We start from the raw sequence: 18,286 nt of genomic DNA, 5'->3' as shown, positions 1-18,286 counted from the left end.
GCCCTCTCGGGCGACGCGGTTCTCCCGGCCGGGGCCGCAGTCGTCACGGCCTCAGGGCCTGTCTCCCGGATCGGACCGGATCGGGGAGGCAGGTCCTAGATCATCATCGTCGATCCTCCCCTTGCCCCACAAACCGCCCCGGCGCACCCCCTAGGGTGGCGGCTATGACTTGGCTGATCACAGGTGGAGCGGGGTACATCGGGGCCCATGTGGCGCATGCCATGACCGAGGCCGGGGAGCGCGTCGTCGTCCTCGACGACGTCTCGTCGGGGGTTCCCGGACGGCTGCCCGACGGCGTGCCCCTGGTGCACGGCTCGGTGCTCGACCGGGAGGTGCTGGACCGCGCGCTCGCCGAGCACGCGATCACGGGTGTGGTGCATCTCGCCGCGAAGAAGCAGGTCGGGGAGTCCGTGGAGCAGCCGCTGCGCTACTACCGCGAGAATGTGCACGGGCTCACCGTCCTGCTGGAGGCCGTGGTCGACGCCGGCGTGAAGCGGTTCCTCTTCTCGTCGTCCGCCGCCGTGTACGGGGTCCCCGATGTGGAGCTCATCACGGAGGACACCCCCGCGGTGCCGATCAACCCGTACGGCGAGACCAAGCTCGCGGGCGAGTGGCTGGTGCGGGCGGCGGGGCAGGCCCACGGCATCGCCACGGCCTGTCTGCGCTACTTCAACGTGGCGGGCGCCGCCCGGCCCGACCTCGCCGACACCGGGGTGTTCAACATCATCCCGATGTTCTTCGACCGGATCACCCGTGGCGAGGCGCCGCGGATCTTCGGCGACGACTATCCGACTCCGGACGGCACCTGTGTCCGCGACTACATCCATGTCGCCGATCTCGCCGACGCGCACCTCACCGTGGCCCGCCGCCTGGCCGCCCAGGACGGCGCCGGGGACCTCACCGTGAACATCGGCCGCGGCGAGGGCGTCTCGGTGCGCGAGCTCGCCCGCCTCGTCGCCGAGGTGACGGGCCACGGGACACCCGCGGTCGTCGAGCCGCGGCGGGCCGGTGACGCGGCGCAGGCGGTCGCCTCCGTCGAGCGGATCGCGAAGGAACTGGGCTGGACGGCCTCGCGCGGGGTCCGCGAGATGGTCGAGTCGGCCTGGGAGGGCTGGGTCCTGCGCCACCCCGAGGCGGCCCGCGTCGGCTGAACCGCCCGGCCGGCGGGTCCGACCTTCACGCCGAGCCCTCGGCCCTGTCCCACCGCCGAGCACCCCGGCACGCCGGCCCGGCCCCCAACCTCCCGGCCGACGGCCGCGCAGATCGTCCGGCGCTCTGACCTGCGGACATAATCGCAGGTCAGAGCATATGACAACGGTGTTCAACGTCGTGTTGCCGGATACCCCCCACCCGTAGTTCACTGGCCACGCGGACAGATCGAATCGGACGATCCGGGAGGCGTCTCTCATGGGGGCTGGGCACGACCACGGACACACGCACGGCGGCGCCCCGCCGACGGGCACCGCGGCCGCCGCCTACAGGAACCGGCTGCGCGTCGCGCTCGGGATCACGCTGGGCGTGATGGTCCTGGAGATCGTGGGCGGAATCCTGGCGGACTCGCTGGCCCTCATCGCCGACGCCGCGCACATGGCGACGGACGCCCTCGGCCTCGCCATGGCGCTCCTGGCGATCCACTTCGCGGCCCGCCCGGCCGACACCCGGCGCACGTACGGGTTCGCCCGCGCCGAGATCCTCGCCGCGCTGGCGAACTGTCTGCTGCTGCTGGGGGTGGGCGGCTATCTCGTGTACGAGGCGGTGCAGCGCTTCATCACGCCGGCCGACACCCGGGGCGGCCTCGCCATCGCGTTCGCCCTCGTCGGGCTGGTCGCCAACCTGGTGTCGCTCACCCTGCTGATGCGGGGCCAGAAGGAGAGCCTCAACGTGCGCGGCGCGTATCTGGAGGTGCTCGCGGACGCACTCGGCTCGGTGACGGTGCTGATCTCGGCGGGCATCATCCTGGCCACCGGCTGGCAGGCCGCCGACCCGATCGCCTCGCTCGCGATCGGGCTGATGATCGTGCCGCGTACGGTCAAGCTGCTCCGGGAGACCCTCAACGTGCTGCTGGAGGCGGCGCCGAAGGGCGTGGACATGGCCGAGGTCCGGGAGCACATCGTGGCCCTGCCCGGCGTCGAGGACGTCCACGACCTGCACGCCTGGACCATCACGTCCGGGATGCCGGTGCTCTCGGCTCATGTCGTCGTCGCCCAGGACGTGCTGGACGCGGTCGGGCACGAGAAGATGCTGCACGATCTGCAGGGCTGTCTGGGGTCCCATTTCGACGTGGGGCACTGCACGTTCCAGCTGGAGCCGAGCGGTCATGCCGAGCACGAGGCCGGCCTCTGCCACTGACAGCTGCTAGATTCGTGCGGAGCCGTGATCGTGAGAGGAGCTGAGGTTGATGACCGTCGCAGTGTCGGCTGCCGTGCTGTGCAGCCCCCGGTCCGTCATCTGCCTCCGGGCTCCCGGCCTGCCCGACTCCGTACGCTGACCTGATTCCGTACGACACGTCGGCCGGGGCCCACTCACTCAAAGGGTTCCCACGTTGTCCGACAACCCACGCCGCGGTAGCGGCACATCCAACGCAGCGCACGACGCTTTCTTCTCCCTTCACCATGGCCTGCCCCGGCAGGGCCCCGGCTCCGACGGCACCACCCGCCGGCTGCTGGCCCTCGCGGGTCCGCTGCCGTCCCGTCCGCGCGTCCTCGATCTGGGCTGCGGCCCCGGCCGTGCCGCGCTGCTGCTGGCCGCCGAGGCCGGCGCCGAGGTCACGGCCGTGAATCTGCACGAGCCGTTCCTCGACGAGCTGCGGCGGGCCGCCGAGGCCCGTGGGCTCGGCGACCGTATCCGTACCGTCAACGCCGACATCGGCGAACTGCCCTACCCGGACGGGTCGTTCGATCTGGTCTGGGCGGAGAGTTCCGCGTACTCGATCGGGTTCGACACCGCTCTGCGCGGCTGGCGACGGCTGCTCGTACCCGGCGGCGCGCTCGTCGTCACCGAGTGCGAGTGGAGCTCCGACACACCCGGCCCGCAGGCCCGCGCCTTCTGGGAGGAGCACTACCCGCTGCGTACGACGGCGGCGAACACGGCGGCCGCGGTCGAGGCCGGCTACCACGTCCTCGGTGTGTACCGGCAGCCGGTGAGCGACTGGGAGGAGTACTACGGCCCGCTCGGCGCCCGCGCCGACGCCGCCGATCCCACGGCTCCCGGAATGGCGGAGGCACTCGCCGCCACCCGGGCCGAGCTCGCCATGTGGCACGACCACGGCACGGAGTACGGCTACACCGGCTTCGTGCTGCGGCCCGCCGACGCCCGCCGGCGGACCCTCCCCCAGGGCTTCGCCCGGGGGTGCCCCCGGTGACGGGCGGCCGGCATCCCGGCGGGGCGCGCGGTCGACACGGCGGTGTTCCCCACGGGGGAGGAGGCGGATCCGGTCGACGCGCTGCGCAAGGACGCGTCGGCCTGGCTGCCGGGTCTCTCGTACGTGGCGGAGGCGCCGGACGGCTCGGTCGCGGCGTACGCCCTGCTGCCCCTTCCCCTGCCTTCGGCGCGGAGGCCCCGAGCCGGGTCGGCGACGCGCCCGCGCCGGCCCTGACGCCGTGCGCCACCGCACCGGAGCATCGGCGGCGGGGCGCGGGCTCCGCGGTGATCCGGGCCGTGCCGGACGCGGCACGGGCACGCGGTGAGCGGCTGGTCCTGGTGATGAGCCATCCGGAGTACCGCCCGCGCTCCGGTTTCGCTCCCGCCTCGCGGCTCGGCGTCACACCGGGGTGCGAGGTGCCCGACCAGGCGATGTCGGCGCTGTTCCTGGACGGTTCCACAGCTGTGCCGCAGGGCACGATCACCTACCCGGGGGCCTTCGGAGTCTGATCCACCGTCCGCGCCCGCCGCGCATCCGCGCGGCGGGCGCGGACATGCCCAGGGCGGTGAAGTGCGGACAAGCCGCTTTTGTACGGCAGACTGGGTGCGCCCCGCAGGGCCGAGGAACGAAGCGAAGGATGGCTATGCCGACCACACCCGCCACCGCGGCGAACAGCTCGCCCACCGGCACCCAGCAGCCGATCTTGCTCGAACTCGTCGACGAGAACGGCCATACCATCGGCACCGCGGAGAAGCTCTCCGCCCATCAGGCGCCCGGGCAGCTGCACCGGGCGTTCTCCGTGTTCCTCTTCGACGAGCAGGGGCGGCTGCTGATCCAGCGCCGCGCGCTGGGGAAGTACCACTCCCCCGGCGTCTGGTCGAACACCTGCTGCGGCCACCCGTACCCGGGCGAGGCGCCGTTCGCCGCCGCCGCGCGGCGTACGTACGAGGAGCTGGGAGTGTCGCCGTCGCTGTTGGCGGAGGCGGGCACGATCCGCTACAACCATCCCGACCCGGCGTCGGGCCTGGTGGAGCAGGAGTTCAACCACCTCTTCGTCGGCCTGGTGCAGGCTCCGCTGCGGCCCGACGCGGACGAGATCGGCGAGACGGCGTTCGTGACGGCGGGCGAGCTGGCCGAGCGGCACGCCCGGGACCCGTTCTCCGCGTGGTTCATGACGGTGCTGGACGCGGCGCGCCCGTCGATCAAGGAGCTCACGGGGCCGGCCGGCGGCTGGTGAGGACGCCGCCTGGGGACGTGGCTACGACTACGACTACGGGACCTGAGCGGTGACTACTGAGGCACCACGCCATGGGCGCCGGCCGTCGCGAGCGGCAGCGCCGCCCAGATGATCTTTCCGCCGGTCGCGGTGTGCTCCACGTCGCAGATGCCGCCCGCCTCGCGGGTGATCTCCTTGACGAGCAGCAGGCCGCGGCCGCCGGTCTGTGCGTAGTCCGTCTCCAGCGCCTTGGGCCGGTACGGGTGGTTGTCCTCGACGGCCACCCGGATCCACTCGGGACCGATCGCCACCTCGACGGCGACCTCGGGCGACAGCAGGGCCGCGTGCCGCACGGAGTTGGTCACCAGCTCGGAGACGATCACCAGCAGTCCCTGCAGGAGCTCGTCGTGGACGGGCACGCCCTGGCGGCGGATCAGATCGCGGACCGCGTGCCTGGCCTGCGGCACGGAGACCTCGAGCGCGGGTGCGGTGAACCGCCAGACGCCTTCGTACGACAGTGGCCGGGCCGGGATGCTCCCGGGGCTCTCCATAAGTCCGGCACCCACCCTCGTGAATTGTGGTCAGGAACCAATTGAGTTCTTGACTACAGAGTGTTGGGAACCGGCTGGTCCATACCGGGCGCCTGATCAGAAGTGGCCGCCTATCGACAGAATATGACTGGATGGGTATGACGGGGTCAGTTCTTCGACTGATCCTGATCTTCTTCTGATGACTTCGCCGACACCTCCGTGTCGCTCACCGTGCCGATGATCCGGCGGCCGCCGATGCCGACCGCGATCAGCCCGAGCCCGTCGAAGAGCAGCGCCAGCGAGAAGAAGGCGCCGAGCACATAACGGCTGCTCTCGGGCCAGTTCGCGAGCACCAGAATGCCGAGCAGCAGGCCGAACGCGCCCTGCAGCAGCGTCCAGCCGAACTGCGGCCCGCGCACCACCACGCTCCCCACCAGCCGGAAAAGCCCGCCGGTCAGGAACAGCAGCGCGGCGAACATGGTCAGCGCCTCCGCGCTGCCCTGCGGGTGCCGGATGACGACGACACCGGCCGCGATGTTGAGCGCGGCGACGACCACGGCGAGCCAGAAGAAGTGGCTGCCGCGTGACTCGATCGCCTGCAGCAGTCCGACCAGTCCGCCGATCAGCAGCAGCCAGCCGAAGAGCAGCATGGAGGTCAGGGTCGCGACGCCGACGTAGACGAGTCCGACCACTCCGCCGAGCACGAGAATCACGCCGAGGGCCGCCAGCCAGCCGAAGCTGCGGCGGAGCTTCCTGCCCTCCTGGGTGGGACCGGCCATGGTGCCTCCTCGTCACACCCCCTTCTTGATCATAGGTTCGGGCCGGGCGGATAGCATCCGGCGCATGGACCGTACGGAGCCTCAGCAGGGGCACATCTCCGCCGAGGTGGCGGCCGGGGTCGCCACCGTCGTCATCAGCCGTCCCGAGAAGCGCAATGCGATGACGGCAGCGATGTGGCGCGCGCTGCCGGACGTGCTGGAGGGCCTGGCGCACGACGCGGAGGTGCGGGCGCTGGTGCTGACCGGCGCCGGGAGCACGTTCTGCGCGGGCGCCGACATCTCGTCGCTGCGCGAGCGCGCGACGGTCGCGGGCGAGGAGCCGCAGAGTCTGGCCGTACGGGCCGAGGAGGCGCTCGCCGCCTTCCCCAAGCCGACGCTCGCGGCCGTACGCGGCTACTGCGTGGGCGGCGGCTGCCAGCTGGCCGCCGCGTGCGATCTGCGGTTCGCCGAGGAGGGTGCCTCCTTCGGGGTCACCCCGGCGAAGCTCGGGATCGTCTATCCGGCGTCCTCGACCCGGCGGCTGGTGTCGTTGGTCGGACCGGCGGCGGCGAAGTACCTGCTGTTCTCGGGCGAGTTGATCGGCACGGACCGGGCGCTGCGCACCGGCCTGGTGGACGAGGTACTGCCGGAGGGGCACCTGGGCAAGCGCGTCGCCGAGTTCACGCGCGTGCTGGCGGGCCGCTCGCAGCTGACGCAGGCCGCGGCGAAGGAGTTCGCTTCGGGGCGCACCGACCGGGACGCGTACTGGGCGGAGCAGGCGCGCGGCAGCGGCGACACCGCGGAGGGGGTCGCCGCGTTCCTGGAGCGCAGGCCGCCGCGCTTCACCTGGACCGTGTGACGGTCACTGGTCGCCGGTCCGGACCAGGTCGTCGGTCACCCCCTGCGCACGCCAGTACTCGACGACCTTGGCCGGGGCCTTGTCCGGCGAGCCCGCGTCGTACGGCGGCTGCGGGTCGTACTCGGTCAGCAGCTGGATCGTCTGCGCGGTCTCGTCGCCCGCGATCCGGCCGATCAGGTGCAGGGCCATGTCGATGCCGGACGACACCCCGGCTGCCGTGACGTACTTGCCGTCGAAGACGACGCGCTCGCCGGTCGCCTCGGCGCCCAGCAGGCCGAGAATGTCCAGCGTCAGCCAGTGGCTGGTGGCCCGGCGGCCCTTGAGCAGGCCGGCCCCGCCCAGCACGAGCGAGCCCGTGCACACCGAGGTGGTCCAGGTGCTGGTGGCGTCCACCGCGCGCAGCCACCGCAGAACCGTCTCGTCCGTCATGGTCTGCCGCGAGCCGGGCCCGCCGGGCACGAGGACGATGTCGGGAGCCGTCACATCGGCGAGAGAGCGGTCGGCGACCAGCGCAAGGTTGCCCTGGTCGTTGCGTACGGGGCCCGGCTTCTCGGCGACGAAGACGGTCTCGGCGTCCGGCAGCCGGCTGAGCAGTTCGAACGGGCCGACGGCGTCGAGGCTGGTGAAGCCGTCGTAGAGCAGGATGGCGATCTGCATGGCAGTCCCTTTCGGTTGCCCGGGTTTTCAGTGGACGGTGGCGTGGAAACGGCGGCGGTACTCGGCGGGTGCCGTGCCGAGCGCCTTGACGAAGGCGCGGCGCATCGCCTCGGGCGTTCCGTATCCGCAGGCCCGGGAGATCTCCTCGACGCCGTCGCCGGCGTCCTCCAGCAGCCGCCGGGCGTGCTCGATGCGGACCCGGTCGACGTACCTGCCCGGTGTCGTTCCCGTCTCGGCGCGGAAGGCGCGGGCGAACTGGCGCGGCGAGAGCCGGGCGCGGGCGGCCAGTGCCTCGACCGACAGATCACCCTCCGGGTGCTCGGTGATGTACTGCTGTACCTCGCGCAGCGGTTCGCGCTGCGCGGTCTGGGCGGCGAGCTGGGCGCTGAACTGCGCCTGGTTGCCGGGGCGGCGCAGGAAGACCACGAGGTGGCGGGCGATCGTCAGTGCGGTCTCGCGCCCGAGGTCCTCCTCGACCAGCGCGAGGGCGAGGTCGATACCGGCGGTGACGCCGGCGGAGGTGGCGAGCTTCCCGTCCCGTACGAAGATCGGCTCGGGGTCGACCTCGACGGCGGGGTGGCTGCGGGCGAGGTGGTCGCAGAACGCCCAGTGGGTGGTGACGCGATGCCCGTCGAGCAGGCCCGCCTCGGCCAGCAGCAGGGCTCCGGTGCAGACGGAGACGAGGCGCTCGGCGCGCGGGGCGTGGGCCCGCAGCCAGTCGATCAGCTCCGGCTCGGGGTGGCGGGTGCCCTGGCCGCCCGGGACGATCAGGGTGTGCGGTGCGTCGGACTCGTACGCGTGCAGAGCCCCGTCCGGCACGAGAGTGAGCCCGCTCGATGTGCGGATCGGCCCGCCGTCGGGCGAGGCGGTGCGGATGCCGTAGGTGAACGGGCGGGCCGGGTGCTTGTTGGCGCCCGCGAACACCTCCAGCGGGCCTGTCACATCAAGACTCTGCACGTCGTCGAAGAGCACGACGAGCACGGTTCGCTCGGTCATGTCTCCATCGTCGGGGCCCCGCCATGTGACCGCAACGACGTGTACCCCACCTTTCCCGCCATCGCGCGTTCGGGCGCCGCCCCGACCCTTCCTGCCGTACCGACCAGTCGGTAACGTGCCCGTCATGACCTCTCTGCCGCCGCGCGCGGGACGCCGCTGCCACAACGCCGTCAACCCTCTGCACTCCACGCTGTACTTCTCGCCCGACTACGCGAAGGAGCTCGCCGCGATCGGCGTCGCGGACACGAGTGCCGCCTACTTCGCGGGGCGCGCCGCCGCGATGGGCGCCGTCGGCCCGGGCACGGTGGCGGCGACGTTCTACAACTTCAGCCACGAGCTGATCGCCCGGCATCTGCCCGCGGTGTGGGACACGGCGTCCCCTGCCACCGTGCTGGCGGCCCGGCTGCGGGCCGCGGACGCCACGCTGCGCCGGCTGCTCGGCGACGACGTGGTCGCGTCGGACGAGATGGCGGAGGCCGCCGGGCTCGCGCTGCGCGCCACGGAGGCGTGCACGCGGCACGCCCGGCCGCTGTACGCGGCGCACGCCGACCTGCCCGTGCCCGACGAGCCGCACCTCGCCTACTGGCACGCCGCGACCCTGCTGCGCGAGCATCGCGGCGACGGCCATCTCGCCGCGCTGCTGTCCGCAGGACTCGACCCGCTGGAGGCCCTGGTCAGCCACACCGCGACCGGCAAGGGCATGTCGCCGCGGTGGATCCTCGCCAGCCGCGGCTGGCGGCGCACCGACTGGGAGGCCGCGTCCGAGCGGCTGCGCGAGCGTGGACTGCTCGACGCCGAGGGCGAGTTGACCAGTGCGGGCGCCGCCCTGCGGGCGGAGCTCGAGGAACACACCGACCGGCTCGATGCCGCCCCGTACGAGCACCTCGGCGCCGCAGGCGTCGAACGGCTCACCGAGCTGGCGCGGGGTTTCCTCATGGCGGCCGTCGCGGCCGGAGCGTTCCCGGCGGACCTGACCGGCAAAGGCTGACCCGCGCCCCGGAGGGGGTGCGCGACACGACACCCGGCCACCCGGCAGAATGCAGGCCGAGAGGCCGCGCCGACAGGGAGCGCGGGAGAAGGAGCGGGACGAGGGCCGAGCATGGCAGGGCGGAGGAAGGAGTCATGGCGGAGCCATGGCGACCGACGATGCCGCAGCCAGGCGACAGCCATCGGCCGGCGGCGCCGCGGACCCTGTCCGCGGCCTCCAAGCACAGCCAGCAGCAGAAGGCGAGTCGGGAAACCGTGACGACGTCCATCGAAGGCAGGATCGCCGAGGAGCTCGGCGTACGGGAGCGGCAGGTGAGGGCGGCCGTCGAGCTGCTCGACGGCGGGTCGACCGTGCCGTTCATCGCTCGCTACCGCAAGGAAGCGACCGAGATGCTCGACGACGCGCAGCTGCGCACGCTCGAGGAGCGGCTGCGGTATCTGCGAGAGCTCGAGGAGCGGCGGACCGCGATCCTGGAGTCCGTGCGGGAGCAGGGCAAGCTCACCGACGAACTGGAGGCGCAGATCAGGGGCGCCGAGACCAAGGCCCGGCTGGAGGACGTCTATCTGCCCTTCAAGCCCAAGCGGCGCACGAAGGCGCAGATCGCCCGCGAGGCCGGTCTGGAGCCGCTCGCCGAAGGCCTGCTGGGCGACCCTTCGGTCGAGCCGCTCGCGGCCTCGGCGGCGTTCGTCGACCCGGACAAGGGCGTCGCGGATCCTGCGGCGGCACTGGAGGGCGCTCGGGCGATCCTCACCGAGCGCTTCTCCGAGGACGCCGACCTCATCGGCGAGCTGCGTGAGCGCATGTGGACGCGGGGCCGACTGGCGGCGAAGGTGCGCGAGGGCAAGGAGGAGGCGGGCGCGAAGTTCGCCGACTACTTCGACTTCGCCGAGCCGTTCACCGAGCTGCCCTCGCACCGCGTGCTGGCGATCCTCCGGGGCGAGAAGGAGGAGGTCCTCGACCTGGTCCTGGAGCCCGAGGAGCCGTCGGACGAGCCCGGCCCCACGACGTACGAAGGCATGATCGCCCGCCGCTTCGGCATCGGCGACCGCGGCCGCCCGGCCGACAAGTGGCTGGCGGACACCGTGCGCTGGGCGTGGCGGACCCGGATCCTCGTCCACCTCGGGATCGATCTGCGGCTGCGGCTGCGGACGGCGGCCGAGGACGAGGCGGTACGGGTCTTCGCGGCGAACCTGCGCGACCTGCTGCTCGCGGCCCCGGCGGGTACGCGGGCGACGCTCGGCCTCGACCCCGGCTTCCGTACGGGCGTGAAGGTGGCCGTCGTCGACGCGACCGGCAAGATCGTCGCCACCGACACGATCTACCCCCATGTCCCCGCGAACAAGTGGGACGAGTCGCTGGCGAAGCTGGCGCGGCTCGCGAAGGAGCACGCGGTCGATCTGGTCGCCATCGGCAACGGCACGGCGTCGCGCGAGACCGACAAGCTCGCCGGCGAACTCATCGCCAAGCACCCGGAGCTGAAGCTCACCAAGGTGATGGTGTCGGAGGCGGGCGCGTCCGTGTACTCGGCGTCCGCGTTCGCCTCGCAGGAGCTGCCGGACCTCGACGTCTCGCTGCGCGGCGCGGTGTCGATCGCGCGGCGGCTGCAGGACCCGCTCGCCGAGCTCGTGAAGATCGACCCCAAGTCGATCGGCGTCGGCCAGTACCAGCACGACCTGTCCGAGGTGAAGCTGTCCCGTTCGCTGGACGCGGTCGTCGAGGACTGTGTGAACGGCGTCGGTGTCGACGTCAACACGGCCTCAGCGCCGCTACTTTCGCGCGTGTCGGGCATCAGCTCGGGCCTCGCCGAGAACATCGTGGCGCACCGGGACGCGAACGGGCCGTTCCGGTCGCGGCAGTCGCTCAAGGACGTGGCACGGCTCGGCCCGAAGGCCTACGAGCAGTGCGCCGGCTTCCTGCGCATCCGCGGCGGGGACGACCCGCTGGACGCGTCGAGCGTGCACCCCGAGGCCTACCCGGTGGTGCGGCGGATGGTCAAGACGACGGGGAGCGAGGTCGCCTCGCTGATCGGCAACACGTCGGCGCTCCGGTCGCTGCGGCCCGACGACTTCGTGGACGAGACGTTCGGTCTGCCGACGGTGACCGACATCCTGCGCGAGCTGGAGAAGCCGGGGCGCGACCCGCGGCCCGCGTTCAAGACGGCGACCTTCAAGGACGGTGTCGAGAAGATCTCCGACCTGTCGTCGGGCATGGTGCTGGAAGGTGTCGTCACGAACGTGGCGGCGTTCGGGGCCTTCGTGGACGTCGGCGTCCACCAGGACGGGCTCGTCCATGTGTCGGCGATGTCCCGGACCTTCGTCAAGGACCCGCGGGACGTGGTGAAGCCGGGCGACGTGGTCAAGGTCAAGGTGCTCGACATCGACATCCCGCGCAAGCGGATCTCGCTGACGCTGCGGCTGGACGACGACGCGGCGCCGCAGGCGTCGGGCGGCGGTGCCCGGCGCGAGCGGGGCCAGGGCGGCCGTCCGCCCCAGCAGCGCCAGGGCGGCGGCGGCCGCGGCGCCGGCGCGCCCTCCCGCCAGGCCCCCGCCCCGGCCAACAGCGCGATGGCGGACGCCCTGCGCAAGGCCGGCCTCCTCGACCCGAAGCAGGGTGGGGGCAAGCGGCGGTGACCCACCCGTACCGGGGCCCCGCGTCGGGCCCCGGTACGCCCTGCGGGCGCGGGCGGGAGCGAGCGGGCTCGGTGGACGACCGGTAGCGTCCGGTGGGCCCGGTTGTGCGACCTCGAACGCCGGACGGGCCCGAGGTGCGCCCGGCACCGGCAGGTGCCGCCTGTCCGCCCCCGAACGCCGGACGGGTTGGGGAAACAGCGCGGGCCGGCCACAACTGCCTGCGCGCCGTGGGGAGCCCCCGCGTTTCGGGGTCGCGTGGGGTGGGCCTACCGTGACCCGTGTGACTGCCCTCACCGAAGAAGACCCGGAACGCTTCGCGTCACCGGGCCGCGTGGGCCCCCACGCGACGACCGAGGTCGACCCGCGCGCAGTGGGGACCGTACGTACCGAGTACTCGCCCGAGCACGACGGAGATCCGGATCCGGGCGAAATCGTCTGGACCTGGGTGCCGTTCGAGGAGCACGACGGACGGGGCAAGGACCGGCCCGTCCTCGTCGTCGCACGTGAGCCCGGCGGCACGCTCCTGGCCGTGCAGCTGTCCAGCAAGCGGCACGATCGCGATCGGGAGTGGGTGGCGCTGGGAACCGGGCCGTGGGACCGGGAGGGCCGGGACTCCTGGGTCGATGTGGATCGGGTGCTGCGCGTGCACGAGGCCGGAATGCGGCGGGAGGCGTGCGCGCTGGACCGCATGCGCTTCAACCTCGTTGTGCGGCGCTTGCGCGAACTGTACGGCTGGCGCTGACCGCCCGGCCGGCCCGCGAGAGGCAGGCGCCGGCCTCAGGTCGCCGCGGTGAACGCGCCGTCCACCAGCACCGGCACCGACGCCGACGCGTCGAGTTCCGCGGCGATGTCCACGTCCTCCCCGAAGCCCGCGAACGCACCCTCGCTCAGTTCACGGCCGGAGAAGCAGCCGCGGAGCGCGGCCGCCGGATCGGCCGTGGCGTCCCACGTGGCCGCGGCCGCGGCAGCCTCGGGCGTCAGACCCGTGGTGCCGAGGCCCCGGAGCACGGAGATCAGCGACCCGGCGCCCAGCAGGTCCTCGACGGCGGGCCGCAGGGAGCCGTCCGGCCAGTGCTCGCCGGCGGCGACGACCGCGAGGGGGCGCCCGGCGGTGCCGTGGCCCTGGGCCTTCAGCCAACGGGCGACCGCGCGGGCGTTGCGCAGGGACACGGCGACGACCGTCGCCCCGGAGCCGGCGGCCTCGGCGGCGATCGCCGAGCCGTTCGGTGAGGGCAGAACGAGGCGCGCGGTGCGGGGTGCGCGGCGCAGCGCCGCGGGCGACAGCGACCAGGGCGACTCCTCGCCGACCGCGCGGCGGCCGACGCCGAGGACGGCGTCCATCCGGGCGGCGTACTCCTCGGCGGTCGCGTCGCGCCGGCGGTACGGGTAGACCCGCGTGCCCGCGTCGACGGCGACGCTCACGGCCGTCGTGAAGGACAGCACGTCCACGACGGCCACGCAGGCCGCGTCCGGCGCGAGGTGCCGGGCGCCCGCCGGCCCCCACTCGAAGGCGACGGCGTATCCGGTCACAGCTCGGTCGCCTTGCCGTCCGCCACCTCGATGCGGCGTGTCGTGCGGACCGCGTCCAGCATGCGCCGGTCGTGCGTGACCAGCAGCAGCGTGCCGCCGTACGAGTCGAGCGCGGACTCGAGCTGCTCGATGGCCGGGAGGTCGAGGTGGTTGGTCGGCTCGTCGAGCACGAGGAGATTGACCCCGCGGCCCTGGAGCAGGGCGAGCGCCGCGCGGGTGCGTTCGCCCGGGGAGAGGGTGACGGCGGGGCGCAGCACATGCGCGGCCTTGAGGCCGAACTTGGCGAGGAGCGTGCGGACGTCGGCGGGTTCGGTGTCGGGGACGGCCGCGCAGAAGGCGTCCAGCAGCGACTCCGTGCCGTGGAAGAGCTTCCGCGCCTGGTCGACCTCGCCGACGACGACGCCGGAACCGAGCGACGCGTGCCCGGAGTCCAGCGGGAGCCGGCCGAGGAGGGCCGCGAGCAGCGTGGACTTGCCGGCGCCGTTGGCACCGGTGACGGCGACCCGGTCCGCCCAGTCGATCTGCAGCGACACCGGCCCGAACCGGAAGTCGCCCCGCCGCACCTCCGCGTCCCGCAGCGTGGCGACGACCGCGCCGGAGCGGGGCGCGGCGGCGATCTCCATCCGCAGCTCCCACTCCTTGCGGGGCTCGTCGACGACGTCGAGGCGTTCGATCATCCGCTGGGTCTGGCGGGCCTTGGCGGCCTGCTTCTCGCTCGCCTCGCTGCGGAACTTCTTGCCGATCTTGTCGTTGTCGGTGGCCTTGCGCCGCGCGTTCTTGACGCCCTTGTCCATCCAGGAGCGCTGCATCTGGGCGCGCCCTTCGAGGGCGGCCTTCTTGTCGGCGTACTCCTCGAAGTCCTCGCGCGCATGCCGCCTCGCGGTCTCCCGCTCCTCCAGATAGGCCGCGTAGCCGCCGCCGTAGAGCGTGATCCGCTGCTGGACGAGGTCGAGCTCGAGGACCTTGGTGACGGTACGGGTGAGGAACTCGCGGTCGTGGCTGACGACGAGCGTTCCGGCGCGCAGCCCCTGGACGAACGTCTCCAGGCGTTCCAGGCCGTCCAGGTCGAGGTCGTTGGTCGGCTCGTCGAGGAGGAAGACGTCGTAGCGGGAGAGCAGCAGCGAGGCGAGCCCGGCGCGGGCCGCCTGGCCGCCGGACAGGGACGTCATCGGCTGGTCGAGGCCGACGGTGAGGCCGAGCGAGTCGGCGACCTCGTCGGCGCGCTCGTCGAGATCGGCGCCGCCGAGCGCCAGCCAGCGCTCGAGGGCGGTGGCGTACGCGTCGTCGGCGCCGGGCGCGCCGTCGACGAGACCCTGCGTGGCCTCGTCCATCGCGGCCTGCGCTGCGGCGACCCCGGTGCGGCGGGCCAGGAACTGCCGTACGGTCTCTCCCTCGCGGCGCTCCGGCTCCTGCGGGAGATGGCCGACGGTGGCGGCAGACGGGGAGAGCCGCAGCTCCCCCTGCTCGGGGGTGTCGAGGCCGGCGAGCAGCCTGAGCAGGGTGGACTTCCCGGCCCCGTTGGCGCCGACGAGGCCGATGACATCGCCGGGCGCGACGACGAGGTCGAGACCGGAGAAGAGCGAGCGGTCGCCGTGTGCGGCGGCGAGGTCCTTGGCGACGAGAGTTGCAGTCATCAGGGTGACGATCCTAAGGCCTGTCTTTTGGGATCGGACCGGATCAGGAAGCGGCCGGCCGCGGAGCGGATGACGTCCCGGTGGTGCGTGCAGACGCACGGCGGAGGTGGGGGTCCCCCGCCGAAGGCAGGGGGAGTCATCGACGCGGTGGGGGGACCTCGCGCGCCCGGAGGGCTACCGGGGAGTCGGTGACCGACGACAATGCGGCGGGGGGTACCCCCGGGCGAGGCTCCGGGGGCTCGCGGGCCCGGGGCACACGAGTCCGGCAAGATCCGAAAGAGCGGGCCCGGGGCACACGAGTCCGGCAAGATCCGAAAGAGCGGGCCCGGGTCAGAGGAGACCGGCGAGCTTGTAGAGGGCGAGCGATCCGGCGACGGCCACGTTCAGGCTGGCGCCCGTGCCGATCATCGGGATCTCCACGCACTCGTCGAGCAGGTCGAGTGCTTCGGGCGGGATTCCCGACTGCTCATGGCCGAGGACCATGACGGTGGGCTCCCGGGCGGGCGCGAGGTCGGCGAGGCGCACCGCCTCGTCCGCGAGCTCGACTCCCACGATCCGTACGCCCCGCTCGCGCTGCCGCGCCAGCCAGCCCAGCGGATCGCCGGTCCAGTGGGTGCACAGCGGCTTGCGCAGGGTGTTGCCGCGCGCCAGGGCCTCGGGCACCCACGGGAAACGCGGCACGGTCAGGCAGGCGCCGACCGCGTCACAGGTGCGGGCCAGGGTTCCCAGGTTGGCTCCGTGCAGCGGCCACAGGGGCGCCGCGTAGAGGTGGTCCCAGCAGGAGTGGGCGCGCGGTCTGCGCGAGCGGCGCAGTTCCGCGGGCGTACGCGTACGGATCGCGGGTCCGTTCCTCCGTGCGCCGCTCATCGGCGGGGGGAGGCGGACCTCCGGTGCGGTCGGTTCCGGTCGTCCGGGCGACTCATGTCGGGTCGGCGACTCATGTTGTCTCGGCGATTCATGCGTCTCGGCGATTCACCGGCTCGCCCGGGCCCCTCGGCTGTGTCATCGCACCACGGGCGCGACCAGCACGCCCCCCGTGGCGCGTGCCACCACGAAGGATTGCCCTTTCACCGCCCGCCCGTCCAGCGGAATTCTGTGGCTGCCGGCCTCCAGCCGCCCGTCGAAGACGTCGTGGGTGTGCGTGCGGTGGAGCCGGTCCATGCGGTACGCGACGAGCCGGACGCGGCAGGCCGAGGTGACGGTCACCTCGGCCTCTCCCGCCTCGGCCGTCAGCCCGGTCAGCCGGCGGCGCTCCACCGGGCTCCGGTCCAGGGCGTGTTCGATCTGGGCGACGAGGAGCGGGACGACCGGGGCGAGGCCGTCGACGTGGGCGGCGTCGACACCTGCGCGTGCGAACGCGTCGCGCACCGCCGCGCGTTCCGCCTCCCCGACGGCCCGCCCGAAGGCGACGGCTCCGTACGTCCGCAGCTCCTCGGCGGGGATCTGCGCGGCGTCGTCGGTGATCTCGGCGCCGATGCCGATGGTGCGCAGGGCGGCGGCGAGTTTGGCGAGGACGGCGACGCGGGCGCCGATGAGCAGGACGCGACGGCGCGGGCGGGCCTCCTCGTCGTCGAGCAGCCGCTCGAGCTCCGCGCGGTACTCGGCGGCGCGGAAGCGGAACGGCCCTATCCCGTGGTAGCCGTTGAGCTCCAGGTCGGCGCTCTCGTCCGTCTGCCAGGCGAAGTCCCGCCAGACGATGTCGTCGCCGTCCCGCTCGATCACCGCGGTGACGGCACCGCACTCGATCCCTTCGCACTCGGGGCAGCCGTAGATGACGTACCGTCCGCCGGGCAGCGGAGCTTCCGCCTCCAGCAGCAGACTGCGCACCTGGTGGGTGAAGATCGCGGGCGGGATGTCGGAGGCGAGCGGGGAGACCGCGTCGAGGTCGGAGAGCTGGAAGAGGAGCGGCCGGCCGTCGACGATGAAGTCCATGAAGTCCCGGTGGACCTGATAGCCACCATCGGCGAGGACTCCCCCGGCCCGCATCGCGGGCGCCAGCCCGAAGGTCGCGTACTCGGCAGACATGTCCTGAGTATCCCCAGCTGCAACGGGTTGTGAGCACACCGCGAAGGATTCGGCTACGGTCCCGACCGTGAGCAGCGGTTCGGGCGAAGTGATCGTGGTCGGCAGCGGGGTCATCGGGTTGACGACGGCGGTGGTGCTCGCGGGGCGGGGCCGCCGGGTGCGGGTGTGGACGCGCGAGCCGGCCGAGGAGACGACGTCCGCGGTGGCGGGGGCGCTGTGGTGGCCGTACCGGATCGAGCCGCAGGACCGGGTCGGCGCGTGGTCGCTCACCTCGCTGAAAGTGTACGAGGAGTTGGCGGCGAGGCCGGAGGAGACCGGGGTGCGGCTGGTGCCCGGCGTGCACGCCGGGGTCCGGCTCGACGGGCTCGGGCCGTGGGCGCGGCAGGTGGCGGACCTGCGGCAGTTGCCGGCCGACGAGGTGCCGGGCGGACCTGCGCCGGCGCTCGCTGCGCGGCTTCCGCTGATCGACATGCCGGCGCATCTGCCGTGGCTGCGGGCGCGGCTGGAGGCGGCGGGCGGGGTGGTGGAGACCCGGGAGGTGCGCTCGCTCGCCGAGGCTGCGGCGCAGGCTCCGGTGGTGGTCAACTGCATGGGGCTCGGCGCCCGGGAATGCGTACCGGACCCGGAAGTGACACCGGTGCGGGGGCAGTTGGTGCTCGTGGAGAATCCGGGGATCGCGTCGTGGTTCACGGCGGCCGACGAGGCGTCGAGCGCGACGACGTACTTCTTCCCGCAGCCCGGCCGGCTGATCCTGGGCGGCACGGCCGACGAGGGCGGCCGGTCGCTCATCCCCGATCCGGAGACGTCCGCGGCGATCGTGGAGCGCTGCGCCCGGATCCGCCCGGAGATCGCGGACGCGCGGATCATCGGCCACCGGGTGGGGCTGCGGCCGGTGCGATCGAAGGGCGTACGGCTCGAGGCCGCGCCGGGCCCGTACGGCACGCGGCTCGTCCACAACTACGGGCACGGCGGCGCGGGCGTCACCGTGGCGTGGGGCTGCGCGAGGGCGGCCGCGGACCTCGCCCGGTAGGCGGACCTCGCGTGTGACCGGAGGGCGGGGGCCGGAGGCCAGGGCGGGAGCCGTAGGCCAGGGCGGGAGCCG

16 protein-coding genes and 1 pseudogene are annotated in these 18,286 nt (G+C 73.0%); 9 read left to right on the top strand and 8 right to left on the bottom strand.

Going from position 1 to position 18,286, the window contains the following annotated elements:
- Window positions 1–164: 164 nt before the first annotated feature.
- The 4 genes and pseudogenes from galE (at window position 165) to idi (ending at window position 4,598) form a co-directional block, all read left to right on the top strand.
- Complete coding sequence (gene galE / locus ACWCP0_RS22330) at window positions 165–1,151, top strand: UDP-glucose 4-epimerase GalE (RefSeq protein ID WP_451080552.1); 987 nt, start codon at window positions 165–167, stop codon at window positions 1,149–1,151.
- 256 nt (window positions 1,152–1,407) lie between these two features.
- A complete protein-coding gene (locus ACWCP0_RS22325) occupies window positions 1,408–2,349 on the top strand; it encodes a cation diffusion facilitator family transporter (RefSeq protein ID WP_451080551.1) in 942 nt (313 codons plus the stop codon).
- A 193-nt stretch (window positions 2,350–2,542) separates the two neighbouring features.
- Window positions 2,543–3,870 (top strand): annotated as a pseudogene (locus ACWCP0_RS22320) (GNAT family N-acetyltransferase).
- A gap of 134 nt (window positions 3,871–4,004) precedes the next feature.
- Window positions 4,005–4,598, top strand: a complete 594-nt coding sequence (gene idi, locus ACWCP0_RS22315) for an isopentenyl-diphosphate Delta-isomerase (protein ID WP_451080550.1) — start codon at window positions 4,005–4,007, stop codon at window positions 4,596–4,598.
- A gap of 53 nt (window positions 4,599–4,651) precedes the next feature.
- Here the strand turns inward: idi and ACWCP0_RS22310 are convergent, their stop codons facing one another.
- Both ACWCP0_RS22310 and ACWCP0_RS22305 read right to left on the bottom strand, forming a co-directional pair.
- Complete coding sequence (locus ACWCP0_RS22310) at window positions 4,652–5,128, bottom strand: ATP-binding protein (protein WP_451080598.1); 477 nt, start codon at window positions 5,126–5,128, stop codon at window positions 4,652–4,654.
- A gap of 146 nt (window positions 5,129–5,274) precedes the next feature.
- Window positions 5,275–5,886 (bottom strand): HdeD family acid-resistance protein, encoded by a 612-nt coding sequence (locus ACWCP0_RS22305; protein WP_451080549.1) that lies wholly within the window; start codon window positions 5,884–5,886, stop codon window positions 5,275–5,277.
- Between the two features lie 64 nt (window positions 5,887–5,950).
- Here ACWCP0_RS22305 and ACWCP0_RS22300 point away from each other — a divergent pair, with 64 nt between their 5' ends.
- Entirely contained in the window at window positions 5,951–6,724 is a 774-nt protein-coding gene (locus tag ACWCP0_RS22300; RefSeq protein WP_451080548.1) for an enoyl-CoA hydratase/isomerase family protein, read from the top strand.
- A 3-nt stretch (window positions 6,725–6,727) separates the two neighbouring features.
- Here the strand turns inward: ACWCP0_RS22300 and ACWCP0_RS22295 are convergent, their stop codons facing one another.
- Together ACWCP0_RS22295 and ACWCP0_RS22290 are read right to left on the bottom strand one after the other, a co-directional pair.
- Window positions 6,728–7,381 (bottom strand): DJ-1/PfpI family protein, encoded by a 654-nt coding sequence (locus ACWCP0_RS22295; RefSeq protein WP_451080547.1) that lies wholly within the window; start codon window positions 7,379–7,381, stop codon window positions 6,728–6,730.
- A 27-nt stretch (window positions 7,382–7,408) separates the two neighbouring features.
- A complete protein-coding gene (locus tag ACWCP0_RS22290; protein ID WP_451080546.1) occupies window positions 7,409–8,377 on the bottom strand; it encodes a GlxA family transcriptional regulator in 969 nt (322 codons plus the stop codon).
- A gap of 124 nt (window positions 8,378–8,501) precedes the next feature.
- Between ACWCP0_RS22290 and ACWCP0_RS22285 the strand changes: the two genes are divergently transcribed.
- From ACWCP0_RS22285 to ACWCP0_RS22275, 3 genes are all read left to right on the top strand, one after another.
- Window positions 8,502–9,365, top strand: a complete 864-nt coding sequence (locus ACWCP0_RS22285; protein ID WP_451080545.1) for an SCO6745 family protein — start codon at window positions 8,502–8,504, stop codon at window positions 9,363–9,365.
- Window positions 9,366–9,619: 254 nt separating this feature from the next.
- Window positions 9,620–11,995 (top strand): Tex family protein, encoded by a 2,376-nt coding sequence (locus ACWCP0_RS22280; protein WP_451080544.1) that lies wholly within the window; start codon window positions 9,620–9,622, stop codon window positions 11,993–11,995.
- A 280-nt stretch (window positions 11,996–12,275) separates the two neighbouring features.
- Window positions 12,276–12,737, top strand: coding sequence for a type II toxin-antitoxin system PemK/MazF family toxin (locus ACWCP0_RS22275; protein WP_451080543.1), 462 nt, complete (start codon window positions 12,276–12,278; stop codon window positions 12,735–12,737).
- 35 nt (window positions 12,738–12,772) lie between these two features.
- On the opposite strand, the gene ACWCP0_RS22270 is transcribed toward ACWCP0_RS22275, so the two are convergent.
- The 4 genes from ACWCP0_RS22270 to ACWCP0_RS22255 form a co-directional block, all read right to left on the bottom strand.
- Window positions 12,773–13,525: a 2-phosphosulfolactate phosphatase gene (locus ACWCP0_RS22270; RefSeq protein WP_451080542.1), complete on the bottom strand. Its 753-nt coding sequence runs from the start codon at window positions 13,523–13,525 to the stop codon at window positions 12,773–12,775.
- On the bottom strand, window positions 13,522–15,159 hold the full coding sequence (locus tag ACWCP0_RS22265; protein WP_451080541.1) for an ABC-F family ATP-binding cassette domain-containing protein: 1,638 nt from the start codon (window positions 15,157–15,159) through the stop codon (window positions 13,522–13,524). The genes ACWCP0_RS22270 and ACWCP0_RS22265 overlap by 4 nt, the downstream gene beginning before the upstream one ends.
- Before the next feature lie 330 nt (window positions 15,160–15,489).
- Window positions 15,490–16,026: a TrmH family RNA methyltransferase gene (locus ACWCP0_RS22260; protein ID WP_451080540.1), complete on the bottom strand. Its 537-nt coding sequence runs from the start codon at window positions 16,024–16,026 to the stop codon at window positions 15,490–15,492.
- Window positions 16,027–16,161: 135 nt separating this feature from the next.
- Window positions 16,162–17,184 (bottom strand): oxidoreductase, encoded by a 1,023-nt coding sequence (locus ACWCP0_RS22255; protein ID WP_451080539.1) that lies wholly within the window; start codon window positions 17,182–17,184, stop codon window positions 16,162–16,164.
- Window positions 17,185–17,251: 67 nt separating this feature from the next.
- Here ACWCP0_RS22255 and ACWCP0_RS22250 point away from each other — a divergent pair, with 67 nt between their 5' ends.
- Entirely contained in the window at window positions 17,252–18,214 is a 963-nt protein-coding gene (locus ACWCP0_RS22250; protein WP_451080538.1) for an FAD-dependent oxidoreductase, read from the top strand.
- Window positions 18,215–18,286: the final 72 nt, after the last annotated feature.

It is taken from the genome of Streptomyces sp. NPDC001970, assembly GCF_053594115.1.
Note: the sequence above shows the minus strand (reverse complement) of the source record. Positions and strands in the feature narration are given on the sequence as shown.

Bases quoted from the DNA above. Each gene is read 5' to 3' on its own strand.
- ACWCP0_RS22290 (WP_451080546.1), bottom strand. From the start codon at position 8,377: ATGACCGAGCGAACCGTGCTCGTCGTGCTCTTCGACGACGTGCAGAGT.
- idi (WP_451080550.1), top strand. From the start codon at position 4,005: ATGCCGACCACACCCGCCACCGCGGCGAACAGCTCGCCCACCGGCACC.
- ACWCP0_RS22300 (WP_451080548.1), top strand. From the start codon at position 5,951: ATGGACCGTACGGAGCCTCAGCAGGGGCACATCTCCGCCGAGGTGGCG.
- ACWCP0_RS22260 (WP_451080540.1), bottom strand. From the start codon at position 16,026: ATGAGCGGCGCACGGAGGAACGGACCCGCGATCCGTACGCGTACGCCC.
- ACWCP0_RS22310 (WP_451080598.1), bottom strand. From the start codon at position 5,128: ATGGAGAGCCCCGGGAGCATCCCGGCCCGGCCACTGTCGTACGAAGGC.
- ACWCP0_RS22305 (WP_451080549.1), bottom strand. From the start codon at position 5,886: ATGGCCGGTCCCACCCAGGAGGGCAGGAAGCTCCGCCGCAGCTTCGGC.
- ACWCP0_RS22325 (WP_451080551.1), top strand. From the start codon at position 1,408: ATGGGGGCTGGGCACGACCACGGACACACGCACGGCGGCGCCCCGCCG.
- galE (WP_451080552.1), top strand. From the start codon at position 165: ATGACTTGGCTGATCACAGGTGGAGCGGGGTACATCGGGGCCCATGTG.
- ACWCP0_RS22255 (WP_451080539.1), bottom strand. From the start codon at position 17,184: ATGTCTGCCGAGTACGCGACCTTCGGGCTGGCGCCCGCGATGCGGGCC.
- ACWCP0_RS22295 (WP_451080547.1), bottom strand. From the start codon at position 7,381: ATGCAGATCGCCATCCTGCTCTACGACGGCTTCACCAGCCTCGACGCC.
- ACWCP0_RS22285 (WP_451080545.1), top strand. From the start codon at position 8,502: ATGACCTCTCTGCCGCCGCGCGCGGGACGCCGCTGCCACAACGCCGTC.
- ACWCP0_RS22265 (WP_451080541.1), bottom strand. From the start codon at position 15,159: ATGACTGCAACTCTCGTCGCCAAGGACCTCGCCGCCGCACACGGCGAC.